The organism is Achromobacter maghribensis, assembly GCF_057334215.1.
On sequence record NZ_JBHFII010000006.1, the window covers coordinates 67,020 to 73,635 of the forward strand.

Annotated in this window: 6 protein-coding genes; all 6 read left to right on the forward strand. The window is 63.1% G+C overall.

Annotated elements, in window-relative coordinates; all coding sequences use genetic code 11:
* Positions 1–149: 149 nt before the first annotated feature.
* Positions 150–1,025 (forward strand): flagellar motor stator protein MotA, encoded by an 876-nt coding sequence (gene motA, locus ACE039_RS03275; protein WP_105559857.1) that lies wholly within the window; start codon positions 150–152, stop codon positions 1,023–1,025.
* Between the two features lie 11 nt (positions 1,026–1,036).
* The gene (motB, locus tag ACE039_RS03280) at positions 1,037–2,026 is read left to right on the forward strand and encodes a flagellar motor protein MotB (RefSeq protein ID WP_105559858.1); all 990 of its coding nucleotides are present in this window, start codon (positions 1,037–1,039) and stop codon (positions 2,024–2,026) included.
* A gap of 2 nt (positions 2,027–2,028) precedes the next feature.
* The gene (locus ACE039_RS03285; protein WP_310027561.1) at positions 2,029–2,409 is read left to right on the forward strand and encodes a response regulator; all 381 of its coding nucleotides are present in this window, start codon (positions 2,029–2,031) and stop codon (positions 2,407–2,409) included.
* 30 nt (positions 2,410–2,439) lie between these two features.
* On the forward strand, positions 2,440–4,569 hold the full coding sequence (gene cheA / locus ACE039_RS03290) for a chemotaxis protein CheA (protein WP_485821678.1): 2,130 nt from the start codon (positions 2,440–2,442) through the stop codon (positions 4,567–4,569).
* Between the two features lie 17 nt (positions 4,570–4,586).
* Complete coding sequence (gene cheW, locus ACE039_RS03295; protein WP_105559861.1) at positions 4,587–5,087, forward strand: chemotaxis protein CheW; 501 nt, start codon at positions 4,587–4,589, stop codon at positions 5,085–5,087.
* 93 nt (positions 5,088–5,180) lie between these two features.
* Positions 5,181–6,616: methyl-accepting chemotaxis protein (locus ACE039_RS03300; protein WP_485821679.1), on the forward strand; the 1,436-nt coding region annotated here is incomplete at its 3' end.

The window sequence follows — 6,616 nt, forward strand, 5'->3', positions numbered from 1 at the left end:
CCCCCCCCCCCCCCCCCCCCCCCACGCCCCGCCAGCTGCGCCCAAATACATCAAAAGCCCTGTAAAACTCCCCGTAACCCGCCTTTTTGGGTCGGGGGGAACAGGGGATCATTGACGCCAGTTTTAGACTTCGTTGGCAGGGGCCTGATGTGTTGATTGTTATCGGTTTTCTCGTGGTGATCGTGTCGGTCGTCGGTAGCTTCATAGCGCTGGGCGGCCACTTGGGCGCGCTTTACCAGCCCTTCGAGCTGACGCTGATCTTCGGTTCGGCCCTTGGGGCGTTCCTTGCCGGCAACAGCAAAAAGTCGCTGATGCTGGTGAAGAAGGCGCTACCTGACGCGCTGAAGAGCTCGCGCTACGGCAAGGACGTGTACATGGAGCTGATGGCGCTTCTGTATGTGTTGCTGAACAAAGCGCGTCGCGAAGGCCTGATGGCCATCGAATCGCATATCGAGGATCCGGCTTCCAGCCCGATCTTCAGCGAATATCCCCGCATCGCCAAAGACGCGAAGCTCATGGAGTTCATCACGGACTACCTGCGCATCATGATCAGCGGCAACATGAGCTCGTTCGAAATCGAGACGCTTATGGACGAGGAAATCGAGACCTATCGCCATGAACGCGAAGTCCCGGCGCACGCATTGCACCAGATGGCCGACGGCCTGCCTGCGTTCGGTATCGTGGCCGCGGTGCTGGGCGTGATCAAGGCGCTGGCCGCCGTGGACCAGCCGCCCGCGATTCTGGGCGACCTGATCTCCAAGGCCATGGTCGGCACCTTCCTGGGCATCCTGTTGGCGTACGGTTTCGTGGGGCCGCTGGCCTCGCGCGTCGAACGCCGCACGGACGAAGCCATGAAAGTGCTGGAATGCATCAAGACCACGCTGCTGGCCAGCATGAACGGCTATCCGCCCCAGTTGGCGGTGGAATTCGGCCGCAAGGTGCTGTTCTCGTCCGTGCGTCCGACCTTTGGTGAGCTGGAAGAGCACGTCCGGCAAACCAAGTCGACCGCAACCGGCAAGGCCTGACGGAGCGGGCCATGAGCACGGTAAACAACCACCGTGTGGTGATCCGCCGCAAGAAGGTCAAGGGCGGCGGGCACCACGGCGGCAGCTGGAAGATCGCCTACGCCGACTTCATCACGGCGATGATGGCGTTTTTCCTTGTGATGTGGCTGATCAGCATCGTGCCGCGCGAGGAACTCAAGGGCATCGCGGAGTATTTCCGCATGCCGTTGCGCGTGGCGATCATGGGCGGGCCCAACAATTCGGCCGAAACCAGCGCCGTGCCGGGGGGAGGGCAAGATCCCCTGCGCAGCGAGGGCGATGTGCGCCGCGCCCAGGGCAATCGGGTGGAAGCGCAGCCCATGGGCGACGCGGAACGCCGTGAACAGCACCGTCTGGAAAACCTGAAGAAGCGGCTTGAGAACGTCATCGACAGCAGCCCCGTCCTGAAGAGCTTCAGGCCGCAGCTGCTGATCGACCTGACGACCGAAGGCCTGCGCATCCAGATCATCGACAACCAGAACCGCCCGATGTTCGCGACCGGCCGCGCGGAAGTGCAGCCTTACATGCGCGACATCCTCCGGGAACTGGGGCCGGTGCTGAACGAGCTGCCGAACAAGGTCAGTATTTCGGGCCACACGGACGCCTCGCAGTATGCGCGCGGCGAACGCGCCTACAGTAATTGGGAGCTTTCGGCCGATCGCGCGAACGCGTCCCGCCAGGAGCTGGTGGCCGGCGGCATGAACGAAAGCAAGGTCATGCGTATCCAGGGACTGTCTTCCAGCATGAGTCTGGTTAAAGATGATCCATACGCGGCCGTTAATAGACGTATCAGCCTCGTGGTGCTCAATATGAACACCCAGAAGCGCATCGAAAACGAGAACGCCGCTGCGGCGGACGTAAGCGCGAAGGATGCCCGCGAGGTGGGAACGGCCGTGGAGGCGGTGCAAGCCGCCACCCAGGCCGCGACGGCAACCAAACAAGGCGAAGCGGCGAATGCGCCGCCCGCTGAAGGGGTTCGATAGCAATGGCGGCAACGATTCTGGTAGCGGACGATTCGGCGACGATGCGAATGATCGTGCAGGCGACGCTGACGGGCGCGGGATGGAAGGTACTGACGGCCGGCAATGGCCAGGAAGCGCTGGAAGTGGCGAAGAACCACCTGGTGGATCTGGTCGTCAGTGACTGGAACATGCCGGTCATGGGCGGGCTGCAACTGATTCAGGGCTTGCGCGAGCAAGACCGGTACCTGGATGTGCCGGTGCTGGTGCTGACCACCGAAGACGACGTGGATAGCAAGATGGCCGCTCGGGATCTGGGCGTTTGTGGCTGGCTTTCAAAGCCGGTCGACCCCGATGTGCTGGTGGAATTGGCGACCGAACTGCTCGACGAGCAGGCCGGCGCGTAAAGCAGGTTCATTTATGAAGGCGTACGGGTCATGAGTGCTGGTTTAGACCTCAGTCAGTTTTACGAGACCTTTTTCGACGAGGCGGATGAGCTGCTCGCGCAAATGGAGCAGTTGCTGCTAGAGCTGGATGTGGGCGCGCCCGACATCGAGCAGCTCAACGCCATCTTCCGCGCGGCCCACTCGATCAAGGGCGGGGCGGCGACATTCGGCTGTTTCACGCAGCTTGCGGGTACCACCCACCTGCTGGAAAACCTTCTGGACGCAATCCGTCGCGGCGAAATGGCGCTGCGCACGGACATGATTGATATCTTCTTGGAAACGAAAGACGTGCTCAAAAGCCAACTGGATGCCTATCGGGCCTCCGAAGAGCCCGATGAAGCCGTGTTTGAGCGTATCTGCGCCGTATTGAGGCAGCTGGCGCTGGAGCATAAGGATCCTGCCGCGGCCGGGGCTGCCCCTGTCGCGGCTGCGGCGCCCGCGCCTGTGCCTGCACCGGTTGCGGCCGCGCCGGCCCCGGCTCCCGCAACGACGCAACCGGCCGCTGCCGCAGGCGATCTGCCCCTGAAGGTGCGGATCACCAAAGTGTCCGATAAGGACGCCGCGTCGTTGCTGGAAGAAATGGGCAACCTGGGTACCGTCAAGGCCAGCGAACGCGCCGATGGCGTGCTGACCGTGTGGGTGGACAGCACTTGCACGCCGGACGACATCGAGGCCGTGTGTTGCTTCATCGTCGACGGCGACCAATTGAATATCAGCCGCGAAGCGGCCCCGGCGGCCGAGTCGGCGCCGGCGGAACAGGCGGCCGTCGCTGCGGCAGCCGTTGCTACGGCAGTCGCAACGCCCGCACCGGCGGCAGCGCCCGTGGCGCCGGCGCCGGTCGTGGTGGAATCGGCAGCCGCCGCTGAAGCCATTACCCAAGCGGCCGCCCGCGCTTCGCGTCCGGCGGCGCCCGCGCATGCCGACAAGGAATCCACGTCGATCCGCGTGGGCGTGGAAAAAGTCGACCAGGTCATCAACCTGGTGGGCGAACTTGTCATTACGCAGGCCATGCTGGCGCAGACGGCATCGACGCTGGACCCCGTCCTGCACGACCGCCTGCTCAACGGCATGGAACAGCTGGAACGCAACGCCCGCGACCTGCAGGAAGCGGTGATGTCGATCCGCATGATGCCGATGGACTACGTGTTCAGCCGCTTCCCTCGCCTGGTGCGCGATATCGCCAGCAAGATGGGCAAGCAGATCGAACTGCAGACCTACGGCCGCGCGACCGAACTGGACAAGAGCCTGATCGAGCGCATCATCGACCCGCTGACGCACCTGGTGCGCAACAGCCTGGACCACGGTATCGAGACGCCCGAAAAGCGTATCGCCGCCGGCAAGGATCCGGTGGGCCAGTTGGTGCTGTCCGCGCAGCATAACGGCGGCAATATCGTGATCGAGGTCAGCGACGACGGCGGCGGCCTGAGCCGCGACAAGATTCTGAAGAAGGCCATGGCCCAAGGCCTGCCGGTCAATGAGAATTCGCCGGACGACGAAATCTGGCAACTGATTTTCGCACCGGGCTTCTCCACCGCCGAGAAGGTGACGGACATTTCCGGCCGCGGCGTCGGCATGGACGTGGTACGCCGGAATATTCAGGACATGGGCGGCCACGTGCAGCTGTCGTGCGAGCCGGGTAACGGCACCACGACGCGCATCGTGCTGCCGCTGACGCTGGCCATCCTGGACGGCATGTCGGTGCGCGTGGGCGAAGAAACCTTCATCCTGCCGCTGAACCATGTGACCGAGTCGCTGCAACCGACCAACGACCAGATCTACTCGGTGGCCGGCAACGAACGCGTGATGCATGTGCGCGGCGAATACCTGCCGCTGGTTGAAATGCACCGCGTGTTTTCGGTGGCAGGCGCCCAGACGGACCCCACGCAGGCCATCGCCGTCATCATGCAGGCCGAAGACCGCCGTTTCGCGTTGCTGGTCGATCACCTGATCGGACAGCACCAGGTCGTGGTCAAGAACCTTGAGTCGAACTACCGCAAGGTCCCCGGCATCTCCGCCGCCACCATCCTGGGCGATGGCAGCGTAGCGCTGATTGTCGACGTATTTGCGCTTGCGCGCGCCAATCGTGAGCGTTGGTCGCAGCCCGAAGCCGTTCTGAATTGATGGAGCACTAAAAAATCATGGCAGCCAAACCGCAAGCGCAATCCGCGCGCAACGAAGATGTCGGCAGCGAATTCCTCGTCTTCACGCTGGGCGATGAAGAGTACGGTATCGACATCCTGAAAGTGCAGGAAATCCGCGGCTACGACGCCGACACGGTGACCCGCATCGCCAACGTTCCCTCGTTCATCAAGGGCGTGACGAACCTGCGCGGCATCATCGTCCCGATCGTCGATCTGCGCATCAAGTTCAACCTGAGTCGGGTCGAATACAACGAGCAGACCGTTGTGATCATCCTGAACCTGGACCGTCGCGTGGTCGGCATCGTGGTCGATGGCGTGTCCGACGTGCTGATGCTGAACGCCGGCCAGATTCGCCCGGCGCCGGAATTCGGCGCGACGCTGTCCACCGAATACCTGACCGGCCTGGGCACGGTGGATGAGCGCATGCTGATCCTGGTGGATATCGAAAAGATGATGACCAGCGATGAAATGGCGCTGGTGGAGAAGGCCGCTTCCTGATCGGAAACCGGCCGGAATGCGGGGTAGAGGCGCCATATTGAATCCGATGTGGCGCTTTCCTTTAACGATTGCAGTCAAGGGATGGTTCTTGTGATGCGCAAGTTTTTCGCGAACATGACGATACGCAGCAGCCTGTTGTGGGTGTTGGCGTTCTTCTCATTCATGTTGGTGATCGGGGCGGCGCTTGGCGTGTTGTCTTTGCGCATCAGCAATGGGACCCTGGCCGAGATCAAGCAATCGCAGGAACTGGACGATGCGGTGGGCCGCGTCGTGTCCAGCTATAAGGACTCCATGAACGGCCTGGGCCGCGCGGCGACCGCCAACTACGCGGACATCGTGGGCAGCGTGGGCCAGGCGGCCCTGCTGACGCAAGGCCTGTCTTCGGAAGCGACCGGCTTGCTGGAGCGCGCCAAGGCCGCCTTGAACAAGGGCCAGGCGGAATTCGAATACTACAAGACGCTGCCGCAGCCCGCGGAGGCGTCCGAATCGCTGAAGGAAATCGAAGCGTCCTATGCCGCGCTGGTGCAGCAAGGCCTGACACCGCTGGTCGCTGCCCTGGAAAAGGCCGACATGCAGGCCTACCAGAAGCAGGTACAGACCGTGCAGGACGCGCTGGAAGGCCGCTTCGCCCGTGCCGTCGAAGGCTTCGATTTCTGGCGTGCCAGCAAGATGCTGGACGCGCACGATGTGGCGGAGGTCCGTTACCAGTTCGTATTGATCGCTGTCGGCGCGGGCGGCGTGATCGCCGCGTTGCTGGTGTTTGCGACCTATGTCTTCCTGCGTCGCCGCGTGCTGCAGCCGCTGAAGGAAGCCGGCCATCATTTCGATCGCATCGCCGGCGGCGACCTGACCGCCCGCGTGGACGTCCGCAACACCAACGAGATCGGTCAGCTGTTCGCGGCGCTCAAGCGCATGCAGGAAAGCCTGACGCGCACGGTGTCGACGGTGCGCCGCGGCGTGGACGAGATCAATGTGGGCTCGCATGAAATCGCGGCCGGCAATACCGATCTGTCCAGCCGTACCGAGCAGCAGGCGGCGTCGTTGGAAGAAACCGCGGCGTCGATGGAAGAATTGGCGTCCACGGTGAAGCAGAACGCGGAAAACGCGCGCCAGGCGAATCAGCTTGCAGCCAACGCGTCGGACGTGGCTGAACGCGGCGGCTCTGCCGTGGCGGAAGTGGTGAACACGATGCAGGGCATTTCGACCAGCTCGCGCAAGATTTCCGAAATCGTGTCGGTGATCGATGGCATCGCCTTCCAGACGAACATCCTGGCGCTGAACGCGGCAGTGGAAGCGGCGCGTGCGGGCGAGCAGGGCAAGGGCTTTGCGGTGGTGGCGGGCGAAGTGCGCTCGCTGGCCCAGCGCAGCGCCCAGGCAGCCAAGGAAATCAAGGGCCTGATCGAAGACTCGGTCACGAAGGTGGGCGCGGGTTCGCAGCAGGTGGAACGCGCGGGCGCGACGATGCAAGAGATCGTGGCATCGGTCAAGCGCGTGACGGACATCATGGGCGAGATCTCGGCGGCGTCCGA